At 42.4% G+C, this 15,372-nt stretch carries 9 protein-coding genes and 1 pseudogene; 1 reads left to right on the forward strand and 9 read right to left on the reverse strand.

Features of this window, described 5'->3' with window-relative positions; translation table 11 throughout:
* Window positions 1-365: 365 nt before the first annotated feature.
* On the forward strand, window positions 366-1,592 hold the full coding sequence (locus HMPREF3107_RS08135) for a tyrosine-type recombinase/integrase (RefSeq protein ID WP_070454854.1): 1,227 nt from the start codon (window positions 366-368) through the stop codon (window positions 1,590-1,592).
* Between the two features lie 64 nt (window positions 1,593-1,656).
* Here HMPREF3107_RS08135 and HMPREF3107_RS08140 read toward each other — a convergent pair whose 3' ends face one another.
* The 9 genes and pseudogenes from HMPREF3107_RS08140 to HMPREF3107_RS12605 form a co-directional block, all read right to left on the reverse strand.
* Entirely contained in the window at window positions 1,657-3,444 is a 1,788-nt protein-coding gene (locus HMPREF3107_RS08140) for a ShlB/FhaC/HecB family hemolysin secretion/activation protein (RefSeq protein ID WP_141742861.1), read from the reverse strand.
* Window positions 3,445-3,498: 54 nt separating this feature from the next.
* Entirely contained in the window at window positions 3,499-3,957 is a 459-nt protein-coding gene (locus HMPREF3107_RS11580) for a protein-lysine palmitoyltransferase (protein WP_074894519.1), read from the reverse strand.
* A 209-nt stretch (window positions 3,958-4,166) separates the two neighbouring features.
* The gene (locus HMPREF3107_RS11925; RefSeq protein WP_141742862.1) at window positions 4,167-4,472 is read right to left on the reverse strand and encodes a hypothetical protein; all 306 of its coding nucleotides are present in this window, start codon (window positions 4,470-4,472) and stop codon (window positions 4,167-4,169) included.
* A 156-nt stretch (window positions 4,473-4,628) separates the two neighbouring features.
* Complete coding sequence (locus HMPREF3107_RS11585) at window positions 4,629-5,141, reverse strand: hypothetical protein (protein ID WP_074894518.1); 513 nt, start codon at window positions 5,139-5,141, stop codon at window positions 4,629-4,631.
* Window positions 5,142-5,156: 15 nt separating this feature from the next.
* Window positions 5,157-6,632, reverse strand: coding sequence for a VENN motif pre-toxin domain-containing protein (locus HMPREF3107_RS12595; RefSeq protein WP_070454856.1), 1,476 nt, complete (start codon window positions 6,630-6,632; stop codon window positions 5,157-5,159).
* Between the two features lie 101 nt (window positions 6,633-6,733).
* Window positions 6,734-7,012, reverse strand: a complete 279-nt coding sequence (locus tag HMPREF3107_RS11930; protein WP_070814270.1) for a hypothetical protein — start codon at window positions 7,010-7,012, stop codon at window positions 6,734-6,736.
* Window positions 7,013-7,554: 542 nt separating this feature from the next.
* Window positions 7,555-14,820, reverse strand: a pseudogene (locus tag HMPREF3107_RS12395) (hemagglutinin repeat-containing protein); the annotation flags it as partial.
* Between the two features lie 252 nt (window positions 14,821-15,072).
* On the reverse strand, window positions 15,073-15,249 hold the full coding sequence (locus HMPREF3107_RS12600) for a hypothetical protein (protein WP_240317871.1): 177 nt from the start codon (window positions 15,247-15,249) through the stop codon (window positions 15,073-15,075).
* Window positions 15,242-15,343, reverse strand: coding sequence for a helix-turn-helix domain-containing protein (locus HMPREF3107_RS12605; RefSeq protein ID WP_371327480.1), 102 nt, complete (start codon window positions 15,341-15,343; stop codon window positions 15,242-15,244). The genes HMPREF3107_RS12600 and HMPREF3107_RS12605 overlap by 8 nt, the downstream gene beginning before the upstream one ends.
* Window positions 15,344-15,372: the final 29 nt, after the last annotated feature.

Here is a 15,372-nt window from a genome sequence, read left to right on the forward strand (position 1 = left end):
TTCATTACCCGCAGCATTTGTTTTTATTCAATTTGAAAACTATTCCCGCTGGATTGACTTGGCTGACAAGCAGCGTGAAAAGTCTAAAATCGAGTAGCTTTTTGATGGAAAATGTGCCAATAGTGTGCCAAAAAACACAGAAATGAAGATAAGTATAGGATACTTATCGGATATCTTGGTGGAGGCAGGGTCTACTAAAATAATACCCAAAGGAATCTAATTTTATTTTATTTAAATAATTTAATTATTTAAAATCAAAATATTAAATTAATTACTATCTGATATTTTCTAATTCTATCTAAACAAATCCTCAAATAAATGGCATACTTAATGGCATACCAATATTAACACAAACGGAAATACTCATGGCAATCCTGACAGATACCAAAGCTAGAAATCTTCGCCCTGATTCGCCAGCCATTTCCCACGGCGGGGTCGCAGGATTAACTTTACATCCCAGTTCTACAAAAGGTCGTGTTAAATGGGTTTATCGCTATGTAAGCCCTGTTACCAAGAAACGTAGAAATGCTGGTATGGGTACATATCCTGAAATTAGTATTGCAGAAGCAGGAAAATTGGCGCAAGCAATGCGCGATTTAGTTAAGCAAGGTTTAGATCCATTAGAAGAAAGAGCAAAGCGAAATACTGAAAATCAGCTTAAAAACAATATTCCTACATTCCAGCAAGCAGCATTGGCTGTTCACACCAGTTTGCTACCAAGCTGGAAAAATAAGCGTCATCAAGATGAGTGGCTATCCTCCTTGCATCGATATATTTTTGATGTTATTGGGAAAATTAAGGTTTCTGATATTCAACCTATTGATATTGCAAATATTTTAAAACCTATTTGGCTAGAAAAATATGAAACAGCAAGTAGAATTAAGCAGAGAATTCATGCTGTTATGGCATGGAGTTGGGCGCATGGTTTTACTCAATCCAATCCAGTTGATATTGTTGATAAATTATTACCGCCTCTACCTAGTAAAATTATTCGCGTGCAGCATTTACCAGCAATGCCATGGAAAGAGATACCTAAATTTATTAATAATATTAGTAATAAGAACCATTATGATACAAGTAGGGCAATTATACTATTTATTATATTAACTGCTTGCCGTTCAGGTGAAGCGCGTGGTATGCAATGGTCGGAAATAGATTGGCAAAATAATGTTTGGACTATTCCTGCTGACCGCATGAAAACTAATATAATTCATCGCGTTCCATTATGCACTCACGCGATAGAATTATTAAATTCCATTCGTGGGCTTCATGATACATTGGTATTTCCATCACCAAGAAAGCAAACAATTCTATCTGATACTGTTATGACAATGTTTCTGCGCAAGCACAACGCCCCTAGCGACACACCCAACAGAGTAGCTACTGCACACGGTTTTCGTTCCAGCTTTCGTGATTGGTGTAGCGAACAAGGTTATGCACGAGATTTGGCTGAACGTGCTTTGGCTCATACTGTCGCCAATCAAGTTGAAGCAGCTTATCATCGTACGGATTTGTTGGAGCAACGTAGACCAATGATGCAAGCATGGGCGGATTTTGTTATGGGCGAAATACAGCAACCTGAAAAAACATAAAACATCAAAACCAAAGCTACTGGCACAAAACCAGTAGCTTTGGTTTATCTTTAATGCACACTCATCAAAACGAATACCCCACCTGAAACCCTGTTACCCATTTCTTCGTCTGAAAATACTTAGGTTTTTCCACCGCACGACTGGCAAACAAATCATAGTGCAAATTCCCACCTGCTCTCATTTGCCCACGCACACCAACCGTTGCACCGGCCAAAGTTTGTCCTAACAACCATTTTGCCGATTGTCCCGAAACATGTCCCACATCTGCACCTAAATACAGTTGATGTCCTTGTTTAAACTGCCAGCTCAAATCATTGCGCCAATACCAGCCGCGTTCCGCAGCCAAGCTCATTTCGCCATCAAAACCGCGCACGGTGTGGCGTCCGCCAATGGCGATTTTATCTTGCGGCGTTAACGGCGTTTTATTCCATTGTGCTTGAATCGTGGTGTCATAAGCAAAAGATTGTTTGCCGATTTGAAATGGGATATTCACATCCGCATTGGCTGTCCAAATCTTCATACGCGAAGTGCCTTCACCAACTGCTTCTTCGGGAGCACGCAAAGCATCACTCATACCCGTCCCACGTTTATAAGCAATCTTAAATTGAGCCGTACTGTTGCCAATGTATTCTTTATGGCTTAACTCGGCTAACCAACCTGCCGTTCTACGGCGTTGCACCGTAATCTCCGCATCGTCAATATAGCTTTGTGTTTCGCGTGTCCATAATTTCGCACCAACATGTGTTTTGCGTTTGGCATCGCGGTAGATTAGGCGGTTGAAACCCAAATCGGTGTTGTAACTTTTACCGTTGTAATCATACGCTGCACTTAATCCTGCTACGGCTTGATGATAGCGGTAGCCGCTGTGATTGAATACCCATGTCCATTTGCCAAACGGCACAGAGTAATGCAGCGCATAATTGTGTGTACCACCTTTTTTCAGGCTGCCTGAACTGTCTGTTTCATCGGGAACATTACCAATGGAACGTCCATAGTTCACATAAAACAAATCGCTTAATCCCAATGGATTATCCGCCGAGAAAGTAACATTGCCTTGATATTTACCTGTTGCCTTTGTACCCGAATCATCCATCCCCACACTCAAACGATAAGGCACCAATCTTTGCTGCCATTTCACCAGTACCGTACTTTGATTGGGTACCCCCTCCACAGGCACAATTTGAATATCTGCTTCCACTGTTGGAATACGCTTTAAATTCTCCAAACCCTGTTCCAAATCGCGCAAATTCAAGATGCCGTCTGAACGCGTGGGAAATTCATTTTGAAACGCCGCAATGCGTCCAGCATGGGTTTGATTCGCTTGCGACATATCCACTTCAACGTTTTTAAGATAACCTGCCAACACCGTTAAAACCAGCTTACCGCTGTTTAAATCCTGTGGCGCAGCCAAAATGCGCGTGGTGGTGTAACCCCGTCCAATCAAAATATTTTGCGTAACCGTCATAATGTGATTGATGTCGCCTGCATTCAAACACTTGCCAGCCTGAAAACCCGTTTCGCGCAAGGCACGTTTTAGGGCAAACTGAAACCGAGCATGGTGTTCGCCTTCCAACACCACTTCGTTAATGGCAAAACACGGTTGGCTGCTGTCATCGCCCATCAACGGATTAACCGTTTCCCCCGTGTTTTTTTGATGCAAACGCACATCGCTTTCAGGCTGCATGGTTTGGCGCAACTGCTCTTCGCGTTGGCGTTGCTGAATATCTTGCTGCATACGGATTTCGGCAGGGTTGGGGGCGGCCAACAAAGTAGCAGGAGCGATGATACCTGCCGATAAGCAGCACCAAGACAAAAAGCGAATATTAGGCAAATAGGATAAAGGAAGTTTCATGGCATGGTCGCAAAATCAATAAAATCATCAATGGGTATTCAATACACGATTGCATCAAGTTTTAAAAGTTAAAATTCTTAAACCCTCATCGCTCCCTTTATGATACAAGGCGCGTACTGTCGTACTAGGAAATAACTGGCGCACAGCTGAGCGCATTTGATGACTGTGTCCCAATGGCGCAAACCATTGAATCAGCCAAATATTGTCGCCACAGTTCCAATCGCTGTTGTCGCGCAAATGGCGGTCAGATTCTAAATAATGCGCCTGCGCTACTTCATCAAAATAAGCCCATGAGATATAACCGATTGGTTGGGTACCCTTGCAAAACAAAGCGAACTGCCCGTTTTTTAACACAGGCAATATATACGTCATCATCTCCACAATAGGTACTTGGCGATGCGTAGGCGACTGATACCATAGCCAAGTGATGGCACCGAGTGCTTCGCTTTCGTTCCATTGTTCATTGGGGTAGAGTTTAGGGGAGATGATGTTTAAGGGTGGAGTGATGGGCATATTTTAAGTTAGGGTTGGTGTTGGTTAAAACAAAAAATGGTTTCAGCCTGAAATGAAATATTTCACGTTAAAACATAGTTTTAGCACATGAGACTGAACTGCGTGGGCAACGAGTTGCCCACCCTACCATTTAACATTTTATGTTAATTGCACAGGCTACGCTGGCTAAGGCTAAATCTCCCATCAGGGCTGCCCATTGTGCAGTATCTTTATCCATGCCTAGAGTTTGCAATCAGAGCTAATTTTTCTAGTTCAGAGTCCGAACCTTTAACATAAAAAGTCACAAAAGTTGTAGGACCTCTTGTAAATGAATTGCTATCAGATACTTGATATGGTTCAACCATAGTCGGTATTTCAGAGAATATCCTTTGCACTCTTTCTCTATTATCCGTTTTGTAACCTAATTTACCTTCTTGTTGAGCTTCTGTTATCAATAATGCAAAACAAATCCCAAACATAATTACCATACAACCAAATATGGTATTTAGATTTTTATTGATAAGATGGAATGGCATTAAATGAATCTCCAATACTAGGTAAGTTTGCAGGAATAAATCGTTGAATATTGCTAGAGGTTGCCCTGTTTTTTTGATCTACGGAGGCATACCACATAATCAATTGCGCCTAAGCCACATGACAAAACCATCACTACCTAATAAAGATTAACACATTTAATTAGGATATATACCTTCTATATAATCCTTATTTAAATAAAAACTCTTATAAAAATCTGTGTTATCTGTCGGGATTGAAAAAAAGATTTTATCTTTCTCATCAGGTTTAAATTTGTTATCAATATTAAAAAGAGAATAAGGATTACAATGAGTTCGACATACTAATGGTAAAAATTTATATCTTGGATCATGAAATATTCGATATTTATCAGGATCGAAAGATGCTAAAAATTCATCAATATTGGTACTAGATATTTTGTCATCACTAATAAACATCGCTAGAGATAGGTGACTTTGATTTTCCATTTGTTGATTAGTAAAGGATATAAATACTAACTTGCCATTATCAAACCACATAGATTTATAGTTATTGCCTTTGGGAGAATAAATTCTAGCAGCACATACCATAGATCTATCTTTACAGTCGTTATATTGAGTTTCATCAAACTCAACTGCATGGCACAATAAAGGCAATAGAAAAAACAGGGTTATTAATTTATTACTATACATAAGACGGCTTTCTATTTATTCGATAATAAATCTAGTTTTCAATATTTGATTTTGTTCTGGATTAGTGTACATAATAAATTTTACTGCTCCAAAATCTGACATTAAACCCACAACCTTTCCATTTTCTGTATAATTTTCAGGCTTATCTGCACTAATAATTTTATCTTTTAGGTGTGGGAATTTTTCTTTTAGAATATCACTCTGTACATTCATCCCTTTTTTATAAATATTATCTGAGAACATATTTAGTATGGTATGGTATTGAAATGCTAAATTTGCATCTTGCAGCAAATTATGCTCTTCAGATGTCAAATTTTGACCTTGTAGTTCTTTGAACTTTATAGGTGTTACATCTGTTAAAAAATCTTTTAAACGATTATATCGATATTTATGTAAGATTGAATTTAGTTCTGTTTCCGCTTTATCAAATTCTTCACTATTTTGGGTATAATTTTGAGAATTTAAACGTTCAACTATAGGTTGTGTAATAAGTAAACGATTTGCTAAATGCTGATATTCTTTATTTGTTTGAGCATTATCATTCATGTTTGGTGTATTAAAATCACTTGGATCCCAAATCATTTTGGCATATGAATCAACATATAGTGTCGGATTATCTGTAATAGGAAATTTATTTTCATCAGGGTTTTTCATGCTACTAATTAAAAGATTTTCAAATACAGTTTTTCCTTGTAAAACAATTGGCGCTCCTGTTTCATCAGATACCAAAGTTAATACACCATCTAAATTTTCATAATGATAACCATCAATGACTAATCTATTGTTTTCATCAACTTTCAATTTTAAATTTGGAGTAGAGGGTGCGATGATATTAATAAATTGCATTGCGTCATTTTTGTTTGGGAAAGAAATATAATTATTCTCCACTGCGCTCTGTGTATTCAGGCTACCTTGTGCTGCGTTTGTTGCGCTGTTTCCGATTGCCGCCCCCGTAGCCGTTCCCAACAGATTTGTAATCGCGGTTACAGTCTCTTTCTGCTCCGCCGTCAGTTTGCTGCCATCTTGCTCATTGTAGAGGTAGTTACTGATAATCGGCGCAGCAGCCTCCGCCCCACCTGCGCTAATCGCACCTGCTAGGGCGTTATTGTCTCCTGCCGCTGCAACAGCCGCTCCTAATACCGCATGGGCAAGGATATGTGCAGGTGTGCCTTCTGCATTGTGTTTTTTGAATTGTTGTCCAATTTCATATGACAATGCTGGTGATGCAGTTGCGGCTACTATGCCCGTTGTGCTTTGGGTCGGCGCACTTAAGCCTGCGGCGATGCTGTTGAGTAGCACTTGTCCTCGTTGCCAATTTTTCACTTGGGTGTCGTAGTCGCTTTGACTTATCTCGCCTTTTTCTAGTTGTGCTTTGAGTTGGTCAAGGTGTTGGTTAATTTCGGTATTAGCAGCCTGAACGTTTTGGTTGAAACTTTGGCTAACGGTTCTTTGTAAATCCAACTCGCTTTGCACTCTATCTTGGTCAAACACGTTTTTCAGGCTGCCTGAAAGTGGATTAACAGCGAAAAAGAGAACGCGTGGGTGCGAGCATCCACGCTTGCTATCATACAGGCTATGCTGACTCAATGCTCTTATTCTAGAAAATCTTCAAAATTTTTTTGAATAGCTGTATTAATATCTCCATACCAATCTAAATAAAATTCTGTTAATTCAGAATAAAGTAACTCATGAAATAAATTTTCATAGTCATTAAATGGTACTGCTACATTTTCATATAAAAAATGAATAGCAACAACAGAAAATAACTTGTCTTTTATGTCATATAAAGCGTAAATTATGATTTGTTGATTTTGATATGTTGAAAAAAAAACTTTTTTTTCTAAAATTCTATTATTTATAATGGCTTCCATCTTCCACTTCTAACTCTATTTTGAGTATTATTACGAGGATTTTTAAATTGTGAAATAGGGCGTCCTTCTGGTGATTGAATAACAATCCTATCTCCTTTTACATAAACATAATTACCAGTTTCAGTATCTAAAAATTTTCTTCCTTCTCTTACGATACGATTAGAATCACCAACGCTTCTATGAGCATCAGTTTTTGCTTCTTCTCTTCTTTGCTTGGCATGTTCAGTTGGCTTTTTATTTTCATCATCAGGGTCAGGCATAGGTAACCCAGTAGATGTCTGTGTTGTCTGAATAGCAGCCACTTCGCTTTCATTATTCCCCATGTGTTCGTTCCAAACACCATTCATCGCAGCAAGGGAACTTTCACAACCCGAATCAAATTGACAGAACAATCCACTCCATAATGCGGCATTGCCTGCACTAATGGTTTTTATCGTTTCTCGCCCAGTTTTTTGAATGGCTATAGCTACTCGTTCATCTGCTTCTTTTTGTGCTTGTGTTTTAGGAATATAAATAGGTAAAGGTATGGGGGCTGGTATTACACCACTATTATTCTCCACCGCACTTTGCGCATTCAGGCTGCCTTGCACCGCATTGGCTGTGGTGTCGCCAATCACTGCACCCGTAGCCGTTCCCAACAGATTGGTAATCGCTGTTACGGTCTCTTTCTCTTCTGCCGTTAAGTCGCTGCCTTTTTCTTTACCATATAACCATTTACTGATGTAAGGCACAGCAGCCTCCGCCCCACCTGCACTAATCGCTCCTGCTAGGGCGTTATTGTCTCCTGTTGCTGCAACAGCCGCTCCCAATACCGCATGGGCAAGGATATGGGCAGGTGTGCCTTCTGCATTGTGTTTTTTGAATTGTTGTCCAATTTCATATGACAATGCTGGTGATGCAGTTGCGGCTACTATGCCCGTTGTGCTTTGGGTCGGCGCACTTAAGCCTGCGCTTATCATATTGAGTAATACGCCACCACGCTGCCAACTTGCTGCTTTTTTACGTGCGTCATCCGCTTGCGCTGCCAGTGCTTGCGCTAATTCTCTATTGCCTTCTGCATCAGCTTTTGCCGCTGCTTGGGCTAACTGTTCAGCTTTGTCATTGTGTTCTTTTGCTTTGCGGTTAATCTCCGTCCCTGCTTGTTGGCTGGTTTGACTAAAATCTTGGCTAACCGTTCTTTGTAAATCCAACTCGCTTTGCACCGCTTCTTTATCAAACACGTTTTTCAGGCTGCCCGAATGTTGTTGCGCGGTTTCGCTGGTTGTGTTGGTATATATGTCGGCTTTCGTTTCTTCCGCTGTTTTGCCTGTCAGCTGAATTTGTGCGGCCTCATCTGTAATGCGGATATTTTGGGTGTTGATGCCGCTTTTTGTGATGCTGCTTTGATTGTCGCTGTCATTGCCGTAACCTACTGATGAACTTGTGCCGTTTTTATCGGCTACGGTTTTTAAGTGGCTTTCTTGCGGATTGTTTTGTGCGCCTTGCCCCAGTGTTTTACCGCTGATTGTTGCGCTGGCACCTAAGCCGAAACTTTTTCCTTCGTATCGGCTGTGGTTTTTGATGTCGCTTGTCGTCAGTGTTCCTGTGCTGAATCGGTTTTTGCCGTTATCTTCTGCGCTTTGGCTACTGGTGATAATGCCGCCATCAAGTTGGGTGTGTTGTTTCACATTCACTTGATAACCCGCATCGCCCGCATAAATGCCGCTTTGTTCGCTGACGCTTTGGTGCTCGGCGTTGATTTTGCTTTGGCTGTAATCGCCACTGGCACTGAATCCATAGCCGACAGTAACTTGTGCGCTGGCGTTTTGTTGTTTGCTTCGGTAGCTCTCGCTATCTTGTACGCTTTGAATGGTCAGGTTTTGGGCATCAACTTGTACGCCTTGGCCAATGACTTGGGCGCCTTTGATGGTGCTGTTGCCGCCGCTTTGAATGATGGTTCGGCTACCTTTGTCGCCAATATGGCTATGCCGGTGGGTGATGCTGTCGCCATTGCCATGTCCTTTGCCGACATTGCCGCCTGCGGTAATGCCCAATGACCAACCCCCTTGTCCTAATGATACGGCGACTCCTGCGTTCCAGCCGCTGCTTTTGTTGTTGCTGCGCTCGATGCTGCTTTGTTCGGCTGATTGGAGGTTGATGTTGTTATCGGCAATGAGTGTGGTGCCTGCTTTGCCGGCAACGTCTGAGCCTGTGATGTTGATATAGGATTGTTCGCCTGCACCTGTGGCTATCAGTGTGGTTTTACCACCTGCTTGAATTTGGCTCGCTTGGGCTTGATTGGCTTGAATTTGGGTGGTTTGTTGGTTTTTTTGCTCGCCATAGGTAATGGAGATGCTGACTTGGTTGGCATTGGTTGTCCCGTTGGCTAAGTTTTGTGCACTCTTACCTGTTTGATAGGCTTGCCAGCCTGCATTGGCTGCTGCCATGGCATTGACACGACCATTTTTGCTTTGCCCGACTTGTTTGCTGCTTTGTGCGACGGCAATAGCTTGTTGTGCCAAATCGGTAATGGGCGAACTGAATGCCACCGTTAAGCCTTTTTGTTCATAGGTTTGGGTGGTATTGCTGTTTAATTGGTTGTGTGCCGCTTGAATGTCTATACTTTGGGCATGGATGGTATTGTTGCCTTCCGAGCTGGAAACGGTACTGCCGATTTGTTGGTAGTGTTTGCCTGCCATAATGGTGGTATCGCCTTTCAGGCTGCCTACGGTACTACCTGTATGTTCGGTGCTTTGGGATTGGTTTTCTTGTGTGTTTGTTTTGCTGCCAATCGTGAAGCCAATACCTGCACTCATCAAACCTGATTTTTTGGTTTGATGATAGGTTTCGCTTTGATTATGGGTTTGGGTTGTGCCAATGTGAACATGATTGCCTGCTTGGATATGGGTGCCATTGTCAGAAATGACGTTGCTGCCATGGATGTTGGCATCGTTTCCTGCCTGCAATACAACTTGCTTGCTGTCAAAAGTGCTGCTTTGGGCGGTTTCGTTGTGGCTCTGGGCTTTGTCGGTAATAATCAATTTATTGCCACCACCGCTTCTGCCTGTGTGTTTGGACGCGTCATCAACATGGGTCGTGTTGATGCCTGCGCTGATGTTGATGTCATTTTTGGCAGACACAGCGAGTGTACCGTTTGCGCTGCTGACTTCGGCAGCTTTGGCATTGAGGTTATTGCCTGCTAACAGGTTAACATCACCTTGCGTTTGAATATTGCTACCAATTTCGTTAGTTGAACCGCGAATAACATGGTTATCAGCATCAAAATGGGTTGCTTGATGTTTGCTGGTTTGTACCGTATCTAGGTTAATGTCGCGCCCTGCTTGCAGCTGGGTTTGTCCTTGCTCTGATTGATTGCTGATTTGACTGGCGATGATGTTAATATCATTACCTGCCTGCGCTGCTAAAACACCTTTTTCTGTGCCTGTGATGTAAATACCTGCTATTCGGTCTAGGTGGGTGCTGCTGCTTTGTGTATTTTGACTGCTGGCGGTAGTGCTTTGGCTGTTGATGTTGTTGCCTGCTTGAAGTATCAGGGCATTTTTAGCAGAAAGAGTACCGCCAATATTGTTGATGTCTTGTGTGGCAGAAATGGCTGCTTTTTGTGCATGAACATGTCCACCGATATTGTCCAGTGTATCGGTGTTGATAATCAGTGCATTGCGCCCTGCAATCGTGCCTGAGTTTTTCAGGCTGCCTGAAACGTCTATTTGTGCATTGCTACCAGAGAGCAATGCACCTTTACCGTCTATGTCGCCATTTTTCACACGCACATAAACCTGTGGCACCAACACGGTTTGCGTACTGCCATCAGGAAGTTTGACTTCTTTGTGTACCAACCAAACAATGTCGCTGGTTAGCTGTGCGACTTGCTCGGCATTTAGTGCAATGCCAACCGTGAGATTCATGGAACGTGCAGCGGTTGCGCCATTATCCATTAAGGCTTTGAATTGTGCTTCGTCGTTTTGATAACCATCTAAACGACGATGCCCTGTTAGATCTGCGATTTGTTCATTGATTAAGCGTTGCTCGTAATAACCATCACCCAAACGTTTATGTAGATTGTTGGGGTCTAGTTTGAGGCTGCCCAGCATGTAATCACTACCTAGCCATTGACGGTAGTTGGCAAAGCGTGGGTCGGTTTCAATAAGGTAACCTTTATTGGCTGGGTTAATAATGTATAGACTGCTACTGGGTAGTTGGGTAAAAGGATTGGGTGTATTGGGTAGCGAAATACCGTTGTTTTGTGCAGTACGGATATTATCCCATTGGCTTGTCGGTAAAGCTGTGCCTTGATTAGGTGCGTTATGGCTTAATGCTTGGCTATGCGATTCATAGGCAAATGAACCCAGTGAAATGTTGCGGGTGATTTCTTTTGGCAAAATATAGTTTTGTTCGCTATGTCCTGTTTCATCGCGTCCTTTACGATGCGCACGCCAGTAGTTGTGCAACTTACCGTTTTCGCTGAAGACTTTCTTCTCGCCAAAGGTTTGCTCGTTATGCAAACCGTCTTTTTCTGTTTGCACAATGAGATTGCCACCAGCAATGATTTGGCTATCGGTATTAAATACTTCTTTACCATCAATGGTTAAATCATTACCTGAAATGATTTTGGCTGGCGCGGTTTGGGTAACTTGGGTTTTTTGGGTGACTTTTTCATAATCGTATTTATGCCAATTTTCATGATTCACACCATCGGGCGTGTGTAAATGGTCTGATTCATCGTTGTACACAAACCAACCCAATGCTTGCTGTGTACCTTCTCGCAATAATTCGTGGCGTCCAAATGCTTCGTAATCCACAATATGCTCACGCCCTGTTTCTACCAACTGCGTTTGCAAATGCTCATTGGTATTGAGCAGCTTTTCTACGCCTAAACGCATTTTGCCGGCGGCTTCAATGGTGGCGCTGGCATTGCGTATGCTTTTGGCTTTTCCTATGGCTTGACCTTGGGCATCCAATGCACCGCCAATTGCCATGTCATTACCGCTGTAAATCAGGCTGTTTTCACGGTTACTTAATTGATGAACCCCTAAATTCAGGTTTTCTCGTGCAGCAATGGTGGCACCTGTGCCGTTTTCATCTTGATTGTCTAAGCGAGTAGCCGCAATAGCGATATTGTCGCCATAAATCCGACCTGTACCGATATTATTCACTTGCCCCGCTTGGATTTTGGTTTGTTGTCCGTCAATCAAGCCACGGTTGGTTAAATTGTGCTGCGCGACAATATTTGTTGTGCCGCTTGATTGGATACTGCCTTGCGCTGCATTATCAATGCTGTTCGCTTGAATCTGAATGTGTTTTCCAGCTTGTAAAGTATGTGAATTTTTCAGGCTGCCTTGTGTGTTGAATGAAAGTTCATTGCCCGCTACAATGTTGCGCTCCACATGGAAATTATCTTTTAACACAATATCGAGCTTATTATTAGCTGCAAGCATACCATTGTTGGATAAAGATTTTGCCTGAATAACAACATCGTGACCCGATTGAATCTTGCCGTTCGTGTTATCAATGGCAAGGGTGTACTGCCGACCATCGTTAATGGTCAGTTGTTGATTGGTCGCGATTTCGCCATTTTGATTATTCAGGCTGCCTGAAACGGTGAATTGTGCATTTTCAACAGACAAAAGTTTGCCTTGTTGGTTTTCTGCCTTTTGGCTATGGACAGTCAGTTGTTTTGTGGTCGTGATGTTGCCGTTTTGATTGAGCAGTTGCTGACTTTGGATATCGGCTTTATCTACGGCAATTTGCCCTTGGGTATTGTCTAAGATTTGCCCTTTTGTTGTCAGTTCTCCAACAGCAATATTGCCCGAATTGCGTAAGCTGTTTTGACTGGCAATACGACCACTTTCGCTAAGAATATGACCCGCATTATCCAAATGACCAACATCGAGATTTAAATGCTTGGCTTGAATTTCTGCTTTTTGCGTATTATTCAGGCTGCCTGAAACCGCTAAATCCGCTTTTTCTGCCGACAACAATTGACCATTGGCATTATTCAGCTGAGCGGTTTCAATCGCTAATTGTTGGCGTGTTGTGATGTTGCCGTTTTGATTATTGAGATTGTTGGTTTGAATATGGGCTTTATCACTGATTAACGTCCCATTGTGATTGTTAAATGCCGAACCTTTGGCGTTTAACTGATGAATAGCCATTTGCCCTGCATTGTGGAGACCGTGCTGAGCAGTAACATTTGTTTGACCATTGGCAATGATGTTGCCTGAATTATTCAATGCCCCACGCGTTTGGATTGTCCCATCAGCAAAGGTAGGTGCATTTGTGATTGAAGTAGAAACGGTTGCGCTACCCATACCTGTGGCAGTTGTGGGTGCGGTAGCTGATGAATGAGAAGGTGTATTGTGGTGATTGCCTGTATGGTTGCCTGAATTATTTGATGCAGTCGGTGTTGTGTCTGGCAAACCGATTTTGCCACTATTGCTTAATTGACCATTGGCTTGAATATGCAGTTTTTGTGAACCTGTTTGTGCAATCGTACCTTGATTATCCAGTGCGTCGGTATGAACAGCCAAACGTGCTGCTTGAATATTGCCTGATGTTTGGTTTTTCAGGCTACCTGAATTGTGAATATCTAATTCACCGGAAGATAATACTGTGCCTGTGTTTTGAATGGATTGACTTTGAATTTGCGTACTTTGTTGTGAAGCAATCGTACCGCTGTTTTTAACGGTTTGACTGCGGATATTGACTTTGTGCGCCTCTGAATGATTCGCGTCTTGTGCATTTGTGGCGGCAATCGTGCCGCTATTAACCAACTGCCCTTTGGCATCTATCGCCACATTGCCAGCTGTGGCAAACAACTGTCCTTGATTGCGAATGCCAGCTTGTTCAGTCGTGCTGATTAAAGTGATTTTATTGGCATACATCCCACCTAATGCACCTGTATCAATGGCAAACATAGGTGCATTTGCGCCTTGGGTTAATGTATTGGCAGCTGCATTACTTTGAATGTGCGAATGCACATCACCTGTTGCCGCCACATCATTTTGTCCTGCCACCACCCGAACATCTTTACCCCAGATTGGCGCATTGACTTTGGTGTGATAACTGAGAATGCGGGTGTAATCCGTATCTCGTGTATCCAAACCTTGTCCATGAATGGCCACTTCGCCCGAACGGACTTGAAAGCCTGTTAATGCACCTGCTTGATATTGTGGTGTACCTGTGGTCAAAGTCGCACGAGAAGCATTGATAAAACCACCGCCATTGACTTCAATCCCCACTGGATTGGCAATCACTACTTCAGCCCGTCGTCCACCCACTTCAATATAGCCATTCAGTTGTGAAGGATGGCTGCTGTTGATTTGATTGACAATCACCCGAGCTTCGCCCCTTGCCAACCAAGGATTGCTTTGAATCCAGCCACCTAGCTGTGTTTGCACATTACCACGACTGTTATTTAAAATCGCCCCTTTGCCATTCACATCAAACTGCTGGTACTGATTGACAGAAACCCCTGCCGAAGTAGGGGTTTGAATGTTGATTTGCGGTGTGCCGTTACCTGTTTGCAAAATCGTGGCTTGTTGGGTTTTGGGCGCATGTTTATCAGCAACAATGCCTTGCGCATGGGTGATACTTGCTGTACCTAGAGCTAAAAACAGGGAAAAGCCCAATAGGGAAATGGAGAATGCGCGAGAACGAAGAGCAAAACCGTTAATAGGATTGGTTTCAACATGAACGCTGCCTGAATCGGTATCGGCACAGCTTTTACCCTCGCGCTTGGCGGTTTCGGCAACAACCATCATACAGCCGCGTTTGCGGTTGAAGATAACGCGATAAAGGGTTTTATTCATGAGGAAACTCCTTAAATAACTTAAATTAGTTCAATATTGAGAACATGGCTAGAACATTACGGTTGTCATTCAATTAAGCAATTGGACTTTCTGTTAAACATGTTTTATAAACAGTCTATTACTTAAATTTAATGGCTCTTATCAAAGCATAATAATTCTTTAACGTAAATTTAACAACATTCGCAAAGCATAATTTATGTAAATGAGTAGAATAAAATGGTAAAAATATGTAATCAGCTCGACTAAAAACCGCTAACGCTTTTTCCATTCAATCATTTGTCTTACCAAGCTTAGCAACTCAATTCGTTCTTCTTCTGCCAATTCCTGCAACAAATCTTCCAATTCCCTCACTTGGTCGCGCACCCGAGTGCTGCCTTCATGCAATAAATCTGCCGTTTCACAACCAAAAATTTCCGCTAGCTCAACCAATTCGTTCCACCGTCAAACCAATATTGCCACGCTCCAAACGCGATATGGCATCAAGGCTTAAATTCAAACGTTCTGCCAACTGCGCTTGCGTCAATACGATCGTGACACTTTTATTGAGGAGTC

This window comes from Neisseria sp. HMSC31F04, assembly GCF_001807735.1.
GTDB classification, from domain to species: Bacteria; Pseudomonadota; Gammaproteobacteria; order Burkholderiales; family Neisseriaceae; genus Neisseria; species Neisseria elongata.